At 40.0% G+C, this 17507-nt stretch carries 14 protein-coding genes; 7 read left to right on the plus strand and 7 right to left on the minus strand.

Annotation, left to right across the window (positions count from 1 at the left end; genetic code table 11):
- Nucleotides 1–128: 128 nt before the first annotated feature.
- The 3 genes from AABB81_RS05335 to ppgK all read left to right on the plus strand — a co-directional run bounded on the left by AABB81_RS05335 (nt 129) and on the right by ppgK (nt 1946).
- Complete coding sequence (locus AABB81_RS05335; protein ID WP_342159122.1) at nt 129–506, plus strand: methyltransferase family protein; 378 nt, start codon at nt 129–131, stop codon at nt 504–506.
- 124 nt (nt 507–630) lie between these two features.
- Complete coding sequence (locus AABB81_RS05340) at nt 631–1095, plus strand: hypothetical protein (protein WP_342159123.1); 465 nt, start codon at nt 631–633, stop codon at nt 1093–1095.
- A gap of 83 nt (nt 1096–1178) precedes the next feature.
- Nucleotides 1179–1946, plus strand: coding sequence for a polyphosphate--glucose phosphotransferase (gene ppgK / locus AABB81_RS05345; RefSeq protein WP_342159124.1), 768 nt, complete (start codon nt 1179–1181; stop codon nt 1944–1946).
- A gap of 33 nt (nt 1947–1979) precedes the next feature.
- Here the strand turns inward: ppgK and AABB81_RS05350 are convergent, their stop codons facing one another.
- Nucleotides 1980–2837: a hydroxymethylglutaryl-CoA lyase gene (locus tag AABB81_RS05350; RefSeq protein ID WP_342159125.1), complete on the minus strand. Its 858-nt coding sequence runs from the start codon at nt 2835–2837 to the stop codon at nt 1980–1982.
- A gap of 99 nt (nt 2838–2936) precedes the next feature.
- On the opposite strand from AABB81_RS05350, the gene AABB81_RS05355 reads away from it, so the two are divergent.
- Nucleotides 2937–3074, plus strand: a complete 138-nt coding sequence (locus tag AABB81_RS05355) for a hypothetical protein (protein ID WP_342159126.1) — start codon at nt 2937–2939, stop codon at nt 3072–3074.
- 25 nt (nt 3075–3099) lie between these two features.
- On the opposite strand, the gene AABB81_RS05360 is transcribed toward AABB81_RS05355, so the two are convergent.
- The 6 genes from AABB81_RS05360 to nagB form a co-directional block, all read right to left on the minus strand.
- Complete coding sequence (locus tag AABB81_RS05360; RefSeq protein WP_342159127.1) at nt 3100–4305, minus strand: 6-phosphofructokinase; 1206 nt, start codon at nt 4303–4305, stop codon at nt 3100–3102.
- Nucleotides 4306–4559: 254 nt separating this feature from the next.
- Complete coding sequence (gap, locus tag AABB81_RS05365) at nt 4560–5555, minus strand: type I glyceraldehyde-3-phosphate dehydrogenase (protein WP_342159128.1); 996 nt, start codon at nt 5553–5555, stop codon at nt 4560–4562.
- 28 nt (nt 5556–5583) lie between these two features.
- Entirely contained in the window at nt 5584–6570 is a 987-nt protein-coding gene (gene pfkA, locus AABB81_RS05370; RefSeq protein WP_342159130.1) for a 6-phosphofructokinase, read from the minus strand.
- A 147-nt stretch (nt 6571–6717) separates the two neighbouring features.
- Entirely contained in the window at nt 6718–7593 is an 876-nt protein-coding gene (locus tag AABB81_RS05375; protein ID WP_342159131.1) for an SMP-30/gluconolactonase/LRE family protein, read from the minus strand.
- A 15-nt stretch (nt 7594–7608) separates the two neighbouring features.
- On the minus strand, nt 7609–9672 hold the full coding sequence (locus AABB81_RS05380) for a beta-N-acetylhexosaminidase (RefSeq protein WP_342159132.1): 2064 nt from the start codon (nt 9670–9672) through the stop codon (nt 7609–7611).
- Nucleotides 9673–9781: 109 nt separating this feature from the next.
- Complete coding sequence (nagB, locus tag AABB81_RS05385; RefSeq protein ID WP_342159133.1) at nt 9782–11692, minus strand: glucosamine-6-phosphate deaminase; 1911 nt, start codon at nt 11690–11692, stop codon at nt 9782–9784.
- A 286-nt stretch (nt 11693–11978) separates the two neighbouring features.
- On the opposite strand from nagB, the gene AABB81_RS05390 reads away from it, so the two are divergent.
- The 3 genes from AABB81_RS05390 (at nt 11979) to AABB81_RS05400 (ending at nt 17495) form a co-directional block, all read left to right on the plus strand.
- The gene (locus tag AABB81_RS05390; RefSeq protein WP_425287325.1) at nt 11979–13301 is read left to right on the plus strand and encodes a sugar porter family MFS transporter; all 1323 of its coding nucleotides are present in this window, start codon (nt 11979–11981) and stop codon (nt 13299–13301) included.
- 3 nt (nt 13302–13304) lie between these two features.
- Nucleotides 13305–14186, plus strand: coding sequence for a carbohydrate kinase family protein (locus tag AABB81_RS05395; protein WP_342159134.1), 882 nt, complete (start codon nt 13305–13307; stop codon nt 14184–14186).
- A gap of 219 nt (nt 14187–14405) precedes the next feature.
- Nucleotides 14406–17495 (plus strand): SusC/RagA family TonB-linked outer membrane protein, encoded by a 3090-nt coding sequence (locus AABB81_RS05400; protein WP_342159135.1) that lies wholly within the window; start codon nt 14406–14408, stop codon nt 17493–17495.
- Nucleotides 17496–17507: the final 12 nt, after the last annotated feature.

The raw sequence follows: 17507 nt of genomic DNA on the forward strand, positions 1-17507 counted from the left end.
ATAACATGACAAATGTCATGTTATGGCGCCTTTAGAGCCCTTTTTAATCCAAAAAACTCTACTTTTAACAGGTGTCAGCTCGATCTAAAATCTTGGTGTTTTTACAATTTTCATGTTTAGCATATTTGATGATTTTTACAAATATTCTTGGATATGGATTTTTATTCATCTTCCAAATATGCGGATGTTTACTTTCGCTTTGGGCAGTCATGGTCATGAAGCTAGGCAAGTTTAATATCCAGCCTGAAGTAAAAATAAATGCTGCCTTAATAAGCGCCGGACCATATCGCCTGATCAGGAATCCCATGTATACAGGTTTGATGATTTTTTTTGGTGCCGGCATTTTTAATTCACCCAAGTTGATCAATGTCATGGTGTTTTCCTTGTTGGTAGCCGTTTTGCTCCTGAAAATACAAATGGAAGAAAAATTCATGACAAGTCACTTTGGCCAGGCCTATTTGCAATATAAAACCAAAACCTATCGCCTATTCCCTTTTTTATTTTAATGGTAAAACAATTAAATGCAATGGTTTAGGGATGAATATCTCATTGTAAAAAAATAATATTTTTTTTATCTGAATAATAATTTTTCAATGTTTACATTTACCTCTTAATTCAAAATTATTAACCATGAAAAAACTATGTAAAACCTTATTGTTGGGAGTTCTTTTTGTTGCGTTATCCGGAACATTAAGCGCACAGGAAACATCTCAAGAAAACCATGGGAATACCCTGAATGCCTTTGTGAAATTTGGTAATAATTCGAGTATCTCCGCACATTATGAATTCTCAATTACTCAAGACATTACTATTTCTCCTGAGGCCAGAATCTGGTTTAGTGGGGACAATGACCTGGCTATAGGTGCCAGGGGTGATTTTTACTTTGACAGACTGTTTAAGCTGGCTGAACCCTGGGATATCTGGGGTGGTGTTGATGTAGGTTTTGTCATATCAGGAGATGAAAATAAAGATGATTTAAACCTGAACCTCCATGCGGGGGCTGAATACAAGTTTAATGATACGTGGGGTATCATTTTAGAAATTGGAGGTGGTACTACTGCTGCCGGAGGTATCGGAGTAGGCATCCATTTCTAAGTATACTTAAAGCATATAATGCATACAGCTCTGTGAATATTCACAGAGCTGTTTTTATTTATTCTAGAATAAAATTCTTAAGTTTGAAGCTCAATCAAAAGCATGGTAAAATGCATATTTTAGGTATAGACATAGGCGGAAGTGGAATCAAGGGAGGTATTGTTGATACAACAACAGGCGAAATGATAACCGACAAATTCAGGCTAAAAACTCCCCGGCCTGCACTACCTATGGCAGTTGCAAAAACCGTGCATAAGATCGTTGATCATTTTAACTGGAAGGGTGAAGTCGGTGCTGGTTTTCCTACACCTCTTTTTCACGGCAAATGTCTCAGCGGAGGTAATCTCCATAAAGACTGGAAAGGAGTTCAGGCCGATGAGCTTTTTAAAAGCGTTACGGGTCTTGAGTTTACTGTCATTAATGATGCCGATGCTGCAGCTGAAGCCGAAATGCACTTTGGTGCCGGTAAGGGTGAAGAAGGTCTTGTTGTAGTGATTACGCTGGGTACCGGAATTGGATCCGGGTTGTTTTTTAACGGGGTATTGATCCCTAATTCAGAACTAGGACACGTAAGTTATAAAGGAGAGGCATTTGAAAAATATGCTGCAGATTCTATCAGGAAAAAAGAAGACCTAAGTTATGCTAAATGGGGCAAAAGACTCAATAAATACTTCCAGCACATAGAATTGATTCTTTCTCCTGATCTGTTTATCATTGGAGGTGGAGCCAGTAAGAAGCTGGATAAATTTAAGGATCAGATCAAGATCAGGGCCAGAATGATTCCTGCTCAAAATAAAAATGAGGCCGGAATAATAGGAGCAGCAGTTGGTGCTTTTGACGAAGTTGGCTGATTGTAATACTCTTTTAACCTCTGTACTTTCATTTCAACCCATTACCTTCATGGTCTCATTATACGCTACTTCAAATCTCAAGGGATGAATCCCCGTCGTGATTTTTTCCTTTGTAAAATATGAAAGTAATTTTTCAGTTGGCATATTGCCGGTCAATTCATCTTTTGCCATCGGGCAACCACCATATCCTTTGATCGCTCCGTCAAACCTAAAACATCCGGCCTTATAAGCCGCATCAACTTTCTCGTGCCAGCTATCCGGGTGCGTGTGCAAATGCGCTCCAAATTCAATATGAGGATACATGGGTATCAGGTGTTTAAACAGATAACTAATGGTCTCTCCATCAGCGACCCCAATGGTATCAGAAAGTGACAATATCCTCACGCCTAACCTTGCCAGAACATCGGTCCATTCTCCGACTATTTCTAGATTCCACGGATCCCCGTAAGGATTCCCAAAACCCATTGATAAATACGCAACAACCTCCTTATTGTTTTTTACGGCCAGGTTTATGATCTCTTCAAGAGCAAGCAGTGACTGAGCTACGGTCTTACCCGTATTTCTCATTTGAAAATTCTCTGAAATCGAAAAGGGAAAGCCCAGATAATCAATTTCATTATAGTGGCAGGCCGTCTCGGCACCTCGAACATTAGCAACTATTGCTAACAATTTTGAAGAAGTTGTTTGTAAATCAAGCATAGAGAGTACTTCTGCCGTATCCCTCATTTGAGGAATGGCCTTGGGAGACACAAAACTCCCAAAATCAATGGTATCAAACCCAACTTTCAGCAATGCATTGATATACCTCGCTTTATCCACAGTGGGTATAAAATGACTTTTGATCCCTTGCATGGCATCCCGTGGACATTCTATAATCTTGATCTTATTCATCAATCCAAATATAGATAATAATGAGACATTGAAACCGCTTGGTTTTGTTTTAATTTATATCCTGAGGGTCTCGGAGGTGAGGGTCTCGGAGGTGAGGCGATGGGAACTGAGGCGATGGGAAGTGAGGCGATGGGAAGTGAGGCGATGGGGAGTGAGGTGATGAGGAATGAGTGGGTGAGGAAAGAAAGTGCCACAAACGAAGGCCTCGGAAGTAAATACTTTTCTTCCGGGGCCTAATCAAATTCAATTACTTCATTACTCCCTAGCTGTCTGCTGCCATAAGGAACATTGGCTTCATTTCAAATCGGTTATAATGAGGTCTTAACCTGTCAATATTATAATATTTTTCTATGTTGACGATCTTTTTAGAAGTTGTCACAACATCCAAAGGCACATCGTCATAACGACCGTTTTTAAGCACTACCAATCTACCGTGGAATCCTCCAAGTATCAGATCCAGGGCAAGATTACCATAGGCCATAGGAACTATAGAATCAACTGCATCAGGATCACCTCCTCGTACAAGATAACCCAGTTTTTGATTGATAACATTTATGGTTTTGCCTTTGTTAAATGCGGCTGAATGACTTTTAATTTCTGAAGAGATGACATCACCAATACCACCGAGTTTGGCATGTCCAAACATATCTTTTTCAGAATTCTGGAACATCATTTCACCCCCTTTGTACATGGCCCCTTCAGAAACAAGCACCACAGAATATTTACTCGGATTGTTATTCCTGTCTTGTACCAAAAGTTCGGTAAGATGCTTGATATCAAATTGGTGTTCAGGAATCACACAGCGGTTTGCTGCTCCTGCCATGGCAGGCAGCATTGCGGTAAAACCGGCATAACGTCCAAAAACTTCCATGACCAGTATTCTCTCATGAGAACCTGCTGAAGTTCTTAAGTTATTCGTCATGGATATGGTCCTGGTCACGCATGTGCTGAATCCAATACAATAATCAGTACCCGGAACGTCATTATCCATGGTCTTGGGTATGGCTACTACTTTTACGCCTTCTTTATATAAACGAACCCCATAACTCAAGGTATCATCTCCTCCGATCGGGATAAGGTAATCTACCCCAAGCCACTCTAAATTCTTTATAATTTCAGGGGTTAGATCATTAAATTCATCTTTATAAGAATCCTGTAAATGCTCCGGAACCTGGTCTTTTGGCATTTTACTGGGTTTTGTGCGAGATGAATGCAAAAAGGTACCACCCGTTCTCCCTGCCTTATTGACGATGTCATTGGTGAGCACCATAAAACTTTTACTGTTGTCAGCCTTTTTATCACGCACCAATTCAGTGATACCAGCCCAACCCCTGCGTAATCCAATCACTCTAAAACCCTCCCGGTTAGCTCGGATGGTTATAGCGCGGATTGCAGGATTCAGTCCTGGTACATCACCTCCTCCTGTAAGAATAGCAATGATGCCTTTTATTTTTTTAGTATTAGCCATAAAGAATTATTTAGAAATTAATGAACATAATGAACCCGTGAAACTCACTTTTTTTGATACTGAATTTCAGATGCTTGCAAAGTAAAATACGAGGTCAGATTTTAACAAAGGTAAATTTATGAAAAGATTTTCCAAAAATAATAACAAATAGCAGGAAAATTGGATTCAAAACAAATGACGGATACCGGTGAATATGGATCAAAAAAAAAAGCTGTCTTTACAGACAGCTTTTTGATTTATAATTTATGTATTCCTTATAAAGAAGCAGAGTACTCCAAAAGATCAACGATCTTGGTTGAATATCCGTACTCATTATCATACCAGGATACAACTTTAACAAAAGTATCCGTCAAAGCGATTCCCGCCTTGGCATCAAATACAGAAGTACGTGTTTCTCCAACAAAATCCTGAGACACAACCAATTCTTCAGTATATCCTAAAACACCTTTCAATTCTCCTTCAGAGGCATCTTTCATGGCCTTGCAAACTTCTTCATAAGTAACGCTTTTACCTAAGTTCACGGTAAGATCCACTACAGATACGTCCATGGTTGGCACCCTGAATGCCATACCTGTAAGTTTTCCATTCAATGAAGGAATTACCTTCCCAACTGCTTTTGCAGCTCCTGTAGATGAAGGAATAATGTTATGAATTGCTGCTCTACCGCCTCTCCAGTCTTTTAATGAAGGGCCATCAACTGTTTTTTGAGTTGCAGTTGTAGCGTGAATCGTAGTCATCAAACCATCTGTAATTTCAAAATTGTCATGAAGAACCTTGGCAATCGGAGCTAAACAATTTGTTGTACAAGATGCATTTGAAAAAATACTCTCATCAGCCTTAAGCTCTTTGTGATTGACACCCATAACAAACATAGGTGCGTCAGCAGATGGCGCAGAAATGATTACTTTTTTCGCTCCTGCTTTTAAGTGCATTGCTGCTTTATCTTTGGTAGTAAACAATCCTGTCGCTTCGATTACGTACTCAGCACCGATTTCATCCCATTTTAAATCTTCAGGGTTACGTTCTGCACTAATTCGAACTTCGTTTCCATTCACAATCAATTTACCGTCTTTTACATCAACAGTTCCGTCAAATCGTCCGTGTACGGAATCATACTTTAACATATATGCCAAATAATCAACGTCTAATAGATCATTGATACCAACAACTTGTACATTTTCTCTCTGTGTAGCGATTCTGAAAGCTAGTCTTCCGATTCTTCCAAAACCGTTAATTCCGATTTTAATCATTTCGTAATTATTTTAAAATTAAATTTATTTATACTGACATAATATCAGATATTCTTAAAATTTCTTTGCTGATCTTGTGATGCTCCTTTACGGCATTCTCCAAATCAACTGCAACCATTTCATTATTTTGCACTCCAACCATTTTATTGCTCTGGCTATCCAATAAAAGTTCTATGGCTTTTACCCCCATTCTACTGGCAAGAACCCGGTCAAAACAACTTGGTGACCCACCGCGCTGCATGTGTCCTAAAACAGATACACGTACATCGTATTGAGGTAAATTCTTTTCAACGTAATCAGCCAACTCAAACACATTGGCACCCGTCTTATCACCTTCGGCAACCACTACAAGACTTGACGATTTACCCGAACGACGGCTTTTTTCCAAAGATTCTAGCAATCTTTCAAGACCCATATTCTCTTCGGGAATGAGTATCTCTTCGGCCCCTGCACCTATTCCGGTATTCAAAGCAATAAAACCTGAATCACGTCCCATTACTTCCACAAAAAACAAACGGTTGTGCGAACTTGCCGTATCCCTGATTTTATCAATCACCTCCATCGCCGTGTTCAGTGCTGTATCATAACCAAGGGTATAGTCTGTACCAAAAATATCATTATCAATTGTACCCGGAATTCCAATAACAGGAAAATTGAATTCCTGGCTAAAAATCATCCCTCCCGTAAAAGATCCGTCACCACCAATCACCACCAAGGCATCCACCTTGTGTTCTTTCAGGCTCTCATAGGCCTTTTTTCGGCCTTCAATAGTTCTGAATTCTTTAGATCTTGCAGACTTTAAAACCGTACCTCCTTTTTGGATGATATGATGCACGTCACGTGCAGACATAGGTACAATGTCACTTTCGATCATTCCTTGATACCCTCTGTAAACACCGACACATTCCAGTTTGTAATATGCACATGAACGCACAACCGATCTAATGGCGGCATTCATTCCTGGTGAATCTCCCCCTGAGGTCATCACGGCAACTTTTCTAATAAATTTCTTCATATTGATTTTAAAAACACACAAAAATAATAATAATAAATTGCATTCTGATGCGAATGTCAACTTTTAAACGAAATCGATTGCGAAAGTTATAAATTATCAAAACCGGTTAATTGCAAACATTGCTATAGGCTTATGAAGCAGTAAGGACTAAAATTCCCTTCCGGGAAACTCAGCCATAAAGGTTTCAAAACATCCTCTGTCTTGCAAGGTTACAAAACATTGTTTGCCGTCTTTACCACCAAAGGCAATATTCGTTGGTTTCTTTCCTTTTAAGGTGATCACTCTGATGATTTCAGCCTCGGGGTTCAGGACCACTACTTCCCCCGCGTCATATCGGCAAACGTACAAATTGCCCTTATTATCGCAGCGCATGCCATCCATACCGTAATCTTTGAAGGCGTAGAATTGTTTTTTTTGATGAAGCGCTCCCTGCTTGTCAATATCATACACCCAGATCTTTCGTTGTACAGACTCATTGACATAAAGTTTTTTGCCATCAGGTGATACCTCGATTCCATTGGTAGTGCCCATCATATCCTCCAAAAGCTCAAAACCTTCACCGGTCACCTTCCACAATTTTCCTGAACTCTCCTTCCAGTTTGGGTCACTGGCGTATAAGGTTCCATCCGGAGCAATGGCTAAATCATTTGGTTGATTCAATTCAGGATGATGCGCGTAGACATTCACCTCCTTGGAGCCCGGAGCAACAAACAGAACATTGTGATTGACATAATCTGCTATATACATGGTATCATCTCGATCAAACCGAATTCCGTTACCCACGCTTCCGTTGGGTAAGGTTAGATATAAAGAAGCTTTTCCCTGCATATCCACGATGCCAATAGTACCTTCATGTTCAAAATTAACAGCGTATAGATTTCCTTCACTGTCAACGGCTGGGCCTTCGATGCCTTGTGTAAAAAGGTTTTCGGCCGTGAAGTCAGTGCTTTTATCCGACGTTGAACACGATACCATCAAACAAATTATACCGGTAAAAAGCAGGGTAATCTTGATCTTATACATAAAAAATTCTTTTATTTATTTTGTTAGAAATGTAGCCAGCTGCAATAATTCTTTTGAAATTGCGAGCTCAACATCCAGGTTCAGTGCAGGGTCCTCTTTACTATTGATGAATTCTTCCAGTTCCTTTATTTGCATTGATGTCAGCCCGGTATCCTGAAGACCATCGAGAAGTAAAGTCGTTATCCCATAAACCCTTTTCGAATAGGGACGAATCCTGCTCACCAAAGGGGCCTGTGCCTCTATCAGTGACAATTGCCTGTCAACATCCTGCCACTTTTTTAAATCATTTATAATCAATTCTTTTGAACCAGAATCACCATGTGAAACATACTGATTCACGGCCTTTCTAAATGGCCTGACAGATACTGCATCTGCCGTGCAGGCATCGGCGAACAAAGTAAACGGCGCATAGCTCTTGTATTGGGTTCCTCCCGCATTTCGGGAGTATATTTTAAACGGTTCACTAATTTGGCTCAAAGTTCTCAATGCATGTGTATCCTGAAAATTGGCGATGTTTCTAAAAATATATTCTTTGGCACTCATATGTTGCACACCCGCCAATTCCAAAAAGCGACTCATCGAATTCAGCCTTATGTGCATGCTTTCAACATCCCGAACCTCCTTGTTTGACCAGAACCTCTCGGCTATGGCTGCTGTTCTGGGCCATATACGCGAATCTATCGTAAGCGCTGTCACCAACTCGCTCCACATGGTTGCCTCTCCGCCCAGTATTCTTTTCCGTTCCTCCTCTGAAAGAGGGACGGCAGGCATGGGATCTACCAAATAATGTTCTTCAACAGAGAGCAAAAGATCAATATAATAGCCATTCGACAATATGGTTCTATAACCGTTTTTTGCAGCATCCACAAGTGATTGTCCAGGCTCAACCCCTTCATTTATTCCTCGCCAAGAATGGATAAGCGCAGTTTTTGGCATATTTTCGGTCATGATCTCCTCCCAACCCATCAGCGATTTACCGTATTTGGCAAGGATCTTTCCAAGTTTAATATTGAAAAAAGTTTGTAATTCATGATTGTCTTTTAAGTGATTGTCTTTCATGAATTGCTGAATGCGCTGATTTTCACTCCAGTGCTTTCCTTCATTTTCATCGCCTCCGATATGAAAATAAGCATCCGGAAACAAGGGAGCCACTTCTTTGAACAAGTTGTCAAGAAAAACATAGGTTTTTTCATTGGTTGGATCCAGGGTCGGATCAAAAATCCCTGCGTATCGTTCCAAACTGTAAACCATACCCTTTTTACTTCCCAATTCAGGATAAGCCGTGAGAAAGGCTGTACCATGACCGGGAACATCAAATTCAGGAACTACCCTGATCCCCCGATCGTCAGCAAATCTTACGATATCCCTGATCTGTTCCTGGGTGTAATATTGCCCATCAGAAGCGAGTTGATAAAGTTCGGGAAGTGTTTTTGTTTCAACTCTAAATCCCTGATCATCACTTAAATGCCAATGAAAAACATTTAACTTTACAAGTGCCATGGCTTCAAGGTTACGCTTAACAACATCCACAGGCATAAAGTGCCTTGCGACATCCATCATTAATCCCCTCCAAACAAACCTGGGTTCATCTTTAATGTCTGCTCCTGAAAATACATAAGACCCCTCCTTGACTTTTATTAATTGCAACAAAGAAGAAAGCCCGTGCATGGCCCCCACATCTGTTTTCGAATGGATCTCAATTCCCTCTTTTGAAACGCTTAATGTATATGACTCGTCTATACCCATAACCAACTCCGCCTTTTCTTCAAAATAAATACGCAAAGAGGCAGGTGAAGCCTTGGAGTTTTTGGTATTTGGAAAACCTTTAACCACAAAAACCCCCGATTTATCAGTCATATAACGAATAAACCTGGTGGCTGCCTTAAAAATTCTGGAGGAGGCTGCTACTTCTCCATCTATAAAAACATTAAACTCAGGGGTGATCATAAAATCACTTGAATTCACTGAAATTTCCTGTGGCCAGGGCATCAATTGCAAGTCCTGATTTGCATGAGTCGGTGCTTGTCCCTGAACAGATCCAATGACAAAAAGTAAAAGAAAAATTAGTTTGTGGTTCATATATTTAGATTTGTGGTCCCCGAATGGAATCTGAATCAAAAAACCGCCAAAAGAGATTGATTTTCATCAAGCTCCTAAAGACGGTTTCAAAATTTATTCAAATAAAATTTTAAAAATGGTATCTCTTAAAAGCTTCGAAAGCAGCATAATCAGCCATTCCTAAGCTGTGATATTTTTTGGCTGTTTCCTTATTTCGGTCTTCGACACGCATCCAGAACTCTCTGGAATCATCTCCCTGGAACATTACTCCGTCCTTTTGAGATTGATGATAGAAAATAGCCTGTTTCTTTTTCAATACCTGATCAGGGCTCATGGGCACTGCCATTTCGATATCGTGAATATCCCATTCATGCCATGCACCTCTGTACAACCATACCCAACAGTCATCCATGTAAGTTTCTTTTTTAAGTTCAGCAAGTGAAAGGAACAATGCATCCAAACAAACCTTATGTGTTCCGTGTGGATCAGCAAGATCCCCGGCCGCATATATTTGATGTGGTTTCACCTTATTGATCATGTCACACATAATATCCACATCCTTTTTGCTCAGCTTATTCTTTTTCACACGGCCTGTTTCATAGAACGGCAAATCAAGGAAGTGCACCTGCTCATCAGGAATCCCTACATATCTGGTACCGGCCACAGATTCTTTTCTTCTAATCAGGCCCTTTAATTTTCTAACAGCCTCTGTATCAACATCATATCCTTTTTTAGACCTGAGATCCTTAATAATTTGTGCTGCCCTCGAATCCCCTCCGTTAAGATCGAGCGATACCTCGGCAAATTTTAAGGCTTCCTCGTCCGAGACAGCTATATTACCCGAAGTTTGATAGGCAACATGGACCTCATGCCCTTGCTCCACCAGTCTATCGAAAGTTCCTCCCATTGAAATCACGTCATCGTCAGGGTGCGGGCTAAAAATGATGACACGTTTCCTTGCAGGTGTGTTTCGTTCAGGACGATTTGTATCATCGGCATTCGGTTTTCCACCGGGCCATCCTGTAATGGTATGCTGTAACTTATTGAACATATTGATATTAAGCTGGTAGGCAGACCCCTGCTCAACAAGTAAACTGGACATCCCGTGGAAATTATAATCCTTATCTGTTAGTTTTAGAACTGACTTCTCCAATTTACTGCTCAGCCAGACCACTGCTTTGAGTGTCAATTCATCGGTCCATATGCAGTTCTTAACCAGCCAGGGCGTTCTTACCCTGGTCAGGTCACTGGATGCTCCTTCATCAAGTACAAAAGTTACATTATTATGTGTCTGCAAATAAGTTGCGGGAACTTCTGAAGTAATTTCTCCTTCAATGGTTTCCTTGATCACCGAAGCCTTGTTGATCCCCCAGGCAAGCAAAACTATGCGTTTTGCCTTTCTTATAGTTCCGATTCCCATGGTAATCGCCACTCTTGGAACATGTTCAATTCCTAAAAATGCAGTGGCTGCATCTATTCTTGTGATGTGATCAAGGGTGATATTTCTGGTCCCTGAATTAAAATGAGAACCTGGTTCGTTAAATCCGATATGACCGGTTCTACCAATTCCCAGAAGCTGAAAATCAAGCCCTCCTGCCTCTTTGATTTTCAATTCATAATCAATACAAAACTGATGAACTTCTTCAGGCTTTAATTCACCATCCGGAATATTTATATTTTCAGGCAGAATATCCACGTGATTGAACAAATGATCATGCATAAAATACCAGTAACTTTGCGTATTATCCTTTGCCATCGGATAGTATTCATCCAGGTTGAAGGTAATCACATTCTTAAAACTCAATCCTTCCTCCTCATGCATACGCACGAGTTCTTCATACACGTTTATAGGAGATGATCCCGTTGCCAAACCCAAAACACAGGGCTCATTAGCAGCCTGTTTACTTTTAATCAACTCGGCAATTTCTTCCGCTACTGCCAAAGAAGCGACGTCAGAATTATCGAAAACAGCATTGTGGATTTTTTCAAACCTCGTTTCTTCGAATTTTCCTGCTTCAGTGTACTGTAATTTGTTGTTCATAAGATTATGTTTTCTCTTGCTCAGTCGCCTCAGATCAATTTATCAACATTCTGTGACATACCTTTAGAAGATATAGTGAGCTGCAAAATTCACTCAAATATCTCCATCCCTGAAAAATATTCGACAGATGACAGAAAATCGACGATAAAAAATCAATTATTATAAAAGAAAACCAGAAGGTTAGGAAGTTTTCGGGGTACAGGGATCTTAATAACCCAGATTTCCCCTAATTACAATTAAAGTAAATAGCTTATCTTCATTGCCTTGCAAATCTAAAATTCAAACAATGAATAAAATTCTTTTATGGTCAATTATTGTTGCACTGGCAGGATTCCTTTTTGGATTTGACACGGTAGTTATTTCAGGAGCAGATCAGCAATTGCAAAATTTATGGGGTTCGTCAGATGTATTTCACGGATCGGTGGTTATGGCCATGGCCCTGTGGGGAACCGTGATCGGTGCCATGTTTGGAGGAATTCCAACCAACAGGATTGGAAGAAAAAACACTTTGATCTGGATCGGTATTTTGTACACAGTATCGGCTTTAGGATCGGCCCTGGTTAATGACCCTTATACGTTTGCCTTTTTTCGATTTATCGGAGGGCTTGGGGTTGGAGCTTCAACTGTGGCAGCGCCGGCTTACGTATCGGAGATCGCTCCCGCAAAAGACCGCGGACGCCTTGTTGGTTTTTATCAGTTCAATATTGTATTTGGAATTTTAATCGCCTTTTTCTCCAATTATTTACTGAGCAATATTGGAGAAAATTCCTGGAGATGGATGGTAGGCGTGGAAGCCATTCCCGCTTTTGTGTATACCCTTTTGGTGCTGACGGTTCCGAAAAGTCCAAGATGGCTGTTGCTAAATGGAAAAAGGGAAGAGGCTCGCAAAGTATTGACGCTGTTAAATCCCGGTGGGGATATTGAAAAAATCATGGCAGATATTGAGGAAAGCCAGAAGGACCACCATAGCAGCAATGAAAATATTTTTATGAAAAAATACCGTTACCCTTTGATCCTGGCCTTTCTGATCGCATTCTTTAACCAATTATCAGGTATTAATGCCTTTTTATACTATGCCCCAAGAATATTTCAGGAAGCGGGTTTGGGTGAAAGCACGGCACTTTTAAGTTCTATAGGAATAGGTGTTACAAATATGGTCTTTACCTTAATTGGTATCTCATTGATTGATAAATTGGGTCGAAAAAAGCTGATGTTAATTGGCTCGGTTGGATATATCATATCTCTGTCACTGGTAGCGATGGCCTTCTTTTTGGAGTGGGAAGGCATGTCAGTTCCCATATTTCTTTTTGTCTTTATCGCTTCGCATGCCATTGGCCAGGGGACGGTGATCTGGGTATTTATTTCCGAAATATTCCCGGATCAGTTAAGAGCTTCAGGGCAATCCTTTGGTACGAGTACACATTGGGTGTTAGCTGCCATTATTCCTTCGCTTGTGCCCTTCTTATTCGGAACTATCGGGGCAGGGACAGTTTTTGCCGTTTTTGCATTTATGATGGTGTTACAGCTGCTTTTTGTACTGTTTATGATGCCCGAAACAAAGGGTAGATCCTTGGAAGAACTGGAAAAAATCCTTACTAAAAATAAGTAAAAGATGATCCCTGTAATTATATGTTTTGGAGAAACGCTTTGGGATATATTCCCCGATAAAAAAGTAATTGGAGGAGCGCCTTTAAACGTTTCCTTAAGACTCCATTCTCTTGGAGCCCGGGCCAGTATAATCAGTCGAATTGGACAGGATCAGGATGGTGACAGGTTGATTGAATATTTAAAAGAGGAATCCTTTGATCATTCCATGATTCAAATTGACACCCAATACCCAACAGGAAATGTACTGGTGCATCTTGATGAAAACAATACTGCTACATACACCATTTCTCAACCGGTAGCCTGGGATCATATCTCGGTTCAGCCAGGTGACATCGAAAACATATCAAAATCAGATGCATTTATCTTTGGGAGCTTGTGTTGCAGAAACAACGTTTCAAAGAACACCTTATTCGAATATTTGTCTCACGCAAAGTTCAAGGTGTTTGACGCCAATTTAAGACCGCCGTTTTATACCATGGAATCCATTCTTGATCTTATGAAAATAGCAGATATGATCAAACTTAATGATGAAGAACTTGCAGAAGTCTCTGATTTCCTGCAAATTGAATCAAGATCCATTGAAGACCAGATCCGGGAACTTTCTGAACGAACGTCTACTTCCTTCATATGTATCACTTTAGGTGCAAAAGGAGCCATTTTTTATAAAAATGGAAGGTTTTTTAAAAATCCCGGCTACAAAGTTGTCGTAAAAGATACTGTCGGGGCCGGTGATTCGTTTTTAGCCAGTTTCGTCTATCAATTTGTTCTTGGTATTAGCCCTCAGAAGGCACTTGATTTTTCATGCGCCATGGGATCTTTAGTGGCGAGTAAAAATGGAGCTAACGCCTATGTATCCGAACAGGAAATCCAGCAAATTCAATCTTAATTCATCAATATTCTTATTACCGAAAACGTTTTCGGTAAAAAAATGAATGGTTTTATTAACATTTCATTAATGTTTCATAATATTTTATTTATCATTGCCAAGTTGACTAATTCGAAAATTCACAGAATCTTTCCCTGAATTTTAATAAATTCATTTTTTTCACATTGTTTTATTTCGAATTTCGTTGATGACTCAAATAATAACTAATTTAAAATAATTATGAAATTTAATTTACTCAAACAATTAATGTTTGCTTGTGTTTTCCTTTTTGCAGGAGTTGCATTTTCGCAAACCGTTAGTGGAACTGTAACGGGGGATGAAGGACCATTGCCCGGAGTGAACGTAATTGTCAAAGGAACCTCAAACGGTACTTCAACTGATTTTGACGGGAATTACACAATTGACAATGTAGATTCAGATGCAATTCTTGAATTTAGTTTCCTTGGTTTTGTGACCCAGGAGATTCCGGTTAATGGCCAGTCAGCCATTGATGTTATTCTGGCTGTTGATGCTCAGGCCTTAGACGAAGTCATTATCATTGGTTATGGGACCACGACAGTGAAAGATGCTACTGGAGCTGTTGCCTCAGTTAGCGCCGAAGATTTTAACGGTGGAGCCATAGCGTCTCCTGAACAATTGATTCAAGGTAAAGTTGCCGGGGTTCAAACAGTTTCATCAAGTGGTGAGCCTGGAGCCGGTATTTCTTTACGTATTCGGGGTACAACTTCTGTAACTTCGAACAATGACCCGCTTTATGTGGTTGATGGTGTGCCTCTTTCAGCAGGTAGTACATCGGCAGAAGGATCCGACATAGGTTTCGGGACAAGCCCATCAAGTAACCCATTGAGTTTCCTGAATCCAAATGATATAGAGAGCATGAGTGTATTGAAAGATGCATCTGCTACTGCTATTTATGGATCAAGAGGTGCAAACGGGGTGGTTATCATTACAACTAAAACCGGTAAAGGAAGACAAGGAGGATTGTTTGAATTTAATTCATCGGTTAGTTTTTCCTCACCGGCCAATAGTTATGACCTATTAAGTCCTTCTCAATTTCTTGATGCTGTTGAGCAGTTTGGAGGTGACCCTGTTGCTCAGGATTTTGGAGCGAGCACAGACTGGCAGGATGTTGTAACCAGAAGTTCCGTTTCAAACGACCAAAGTTTAGCGTATTCATATAATCACGCCACTGGTTCTGTAAGAGGTACCTTTGGATATCAGGATTTACAAGGTGTTATTGAAAATTCGGGCCTTAAAAGAATTTCTGCCCGTGTGAACGTGTTTCAACGTCTATTAGACGATAAATTGAATTTGAGTTTCCAGGGAACCTATTCAACAGTTGATGAACAACAAGCAGCCCTTAGTGGTAGTGCAGGTTTTCAAGGTGACCTTTTGGGAGCGTCTTATTCTGCAAACCCAACATGGCCAAACGATCCTGACTTCGACAGTGGAGGACAGATTAACCCGGCAAACATGTTAGCCTATACAGACAGTAATACAAATACCGATCGTTTTTTAATGAATTTCTCGGCTGATTATGCGATTTTACCTTCATTTGTTGCCAAGCTGACCTTAGGATATGATAAATCAACATCTACAAGGCATGCTGAAACTTCTGGTTTGGCAAGGAACTTAGGTGATAATGTATTTGGAAGTGGTCTGGGGTCTTTAAATGATCTGGATACAGAAAGTAAACTGATGGAATTTACCTTGACTTGGGATAAAGATTGGGACAACTCAAAACTGAATCTTTTAGCAGGTTATTCATTTCAGGATTTTAATCGTCAGGGTCGTAACGTAAACGGTAGAGGTTATGGCACAAATGACATGAGCCAAATGGCAAAGGATTTAAAATCATCAGCAGCGTCAATTGAAGCATTGATTTCAGGTTCGTATCAACAATATGGTTTTGCACCTAATAATGCTTTTATAAACAGGTTGTTTCCAACACCTACTACTGATCCGCTTGTTGGATTAGCTGACACAAGCGTAACTTCGGTAACGGGCGATACCTATGATTTTACTGATGAATTGCAATCTTTCTTTACAAGAGCCAATTATACCTTAATGGATAAATACTTATTCACTGCAACAGTGAGAGTAGATGGTTCTTCTAAATTTGGTGGAAATAATAAATATGGTGTATTCCCTTCAGCTGCTTTTGCCTGGAAGGTCAACGAAGAAGATTTTATCGGAGATAAGGTTTCTACTTTAAAAGCCAGATTAAGTTGGGGTATTACAGGTAATCAGGATGGTTTAGGTCATGGTAATTTTGTTCGTAGAGAACGTTTTGCAGGACCTAGCATTCAATCAAATACCAATGTAGACACACCTGGTACAGAGGTTATTGCTTTTGCCAACCCTGATTTAAAATGGGAGGAAACGACTTCCTATGGATTTGGTATTGATTTTGGTTTAAACGATAACAGGTTAACAACAAGTCTTGATTTGTACAGAAAAGAAACTAAAGATCTACTTCTAAGCGTAGAGGCTGCTCAACCTTCACCACAACCGTTTTTCTTCCGTAATTTAGATGGACAGGTTTTAAACGAAGGTATTGAATGGTCGATAAACTACGATTTCTTCCAAACGGATGATTTTACGTGGAATGTAGGATTTAATATCTCATACAACAACAACGAACTTCAAGGTTTCCCTGGTCAGATTCCAGCAGGAACGATTAGAGGTCAGGGATTATCAGGAGCATTTGCTCAAATCCTGGCTCAGGATCAACCCTTGTTTTCTTATTTCTTAAGAGAGTTTGAAGGTTTTGACGAAAATGGTCAGCCAATTGGTGATAACCAGTCTTTTGTTGGTAAATCTGCACTTGCGACTACAAACGCCGGATTGAACACGTCACTTACTTATAAAAACTGGGATTTGAATCTTTTCTTTGCCGGTCAATGGGGTGGATATGTTTATAACAATACGCAAAACGCTTTTTTCACTGCCGGATCTATTGCAAATGCACGTAACGTAACTCCTGATGTTCTTACTAGCGGAGAAGCTGGAAATGCAGAAGCTGCGGTTTCTACAAGATTTCTTGAAAAAGGTGACTTTGTAAGATTACAAAATGCAACACTTGGATACACATTCGATCTTAAAGAAGAAAGCAAAATCAACAATTTGAGACTTTACTTAACTGGTCAAAACCTGTTTTTAATCACTGATTATAAAGGTTTGGATCCTGAAATTAACACGACTCCCGGTGGGGGCGATCTTTTAAATGGTATTCCTACAGCGGGTATTGATTATACATCCTATCCAAGACCAAGGGTGGTTACCTTAGGATTAAATTTATCTTTTTAAAAAAATAATAGT

This window comes from Lutimonas vermicola, assembly GCF_038433205.1.
GTDB classification, from domain to species: Bacteria; Bacteroidota; Bacteroidia; order Flavobacteriales; family Flavobacteriaceae; genus Lutimonas; species Lutimonas vermicola.